The organism is Photobacterium chitinilyticum (assembly GCF_004104355.1).
Classification (GTDB): Bacteria; Pseudomonadota; Gammaproteobacteria; order Enterobacterales; family Vibrionaceae; genus Photobacterium; species Photobacterium chitinilyticum.
On sequence record NZ_RJLM01000100.1, the window covers coordinates 1 to 818 of the forward strand.

General features: G+C 36.6%; 1 protein-coding gene and 1 pseudogene. One reads left to right on the forward strand and one right to left on the reverse strand.

Annotated features, from left to right (window positions below; translation table 11 throughout):
- Positions 1–167 precede the first annotated feature (167 nt).
- Entirely contained in the window at positions 168–674 is a 507-nt protein-coding gene (locus tag EDI28_RS26045) for a hypothetical protein (RefSeq protein ID WP_128786702.1), read from the forward strand.
- Between the two features lie 28 nt (positions 675–702).
- Here the strand turns inward: EDI28_RS26045 and EDI28_RS26050 are convergent.
- A pseudogene (locus EDI28_RS26050) lies at positions 703–818 on the reverse strand (IS110 family transposase); the annotation flags it as partial.

An 818-nucleotide genomic window follows, 5' to 3' on the forward strand; every position in this document is an offset into this window, starting at 1 on the left:
GCCTCGACCTCATCGGGCGGGGCAAATTTAACAAGAAAATCAAGCGGACAAAAAACACTCGGCATTTCAGGTGCAAAATGAAGTTATGCGTTTACGCACTTCATATCAATATCTGCGCGTTGTTTTTCGCCGCTTATTTTAGGCGTTAGGTATAAGAGGATATATTTTTGATTTCATGGGTTGAACCAAAAGAGTTTGCTGAAGAAAGAGCAAAAATTGTACGACCTGTTCTATGGTGGCGGGTTGTATATTCAATATTTATAGCGTTAGTAGTTCCAAGTGTTTTATATGGGGCAAGTTTATTGTTAAACGATGAGCCTTCTATTGGAATTCTATTTGTTACTGGCCTTTTTGTTGGTGGCATAAATTTTTGGAATTATACAAGACTAAAAGTGGTACAGCAGTCAATAAATATCGATAATATTAAAAATGAGGTTGTTGTTGTTGGTGATACTGAAAATGAATATAAGGTTAAATTTTCATCGATAAGAGGATATTCGATAAATATCTTAGATAATCAACCAATTTTGTCCATATATCCTATCGATGGAGGGGCCTATAATGTGGCTTTACCAAAGTCGTTTCGAGAAATTGAGATGAATATCCATGATTATTTTCATGGAATTATGCATGTCTGCTTTGTGGATGAATTAGCAACTGTGCAAAATACCTAACAAACGACTATGGCGTCAATAGATAATTTTAAGCTGTTTTTGCATCCCATAGGGCGCCATCTCGCAGCATAGAATTTAAGATGTTAATCATCTTCCTGACGCAGGCGATAATGGCCACTTTTTTCGGTTTTCCTTCTGCCAGAA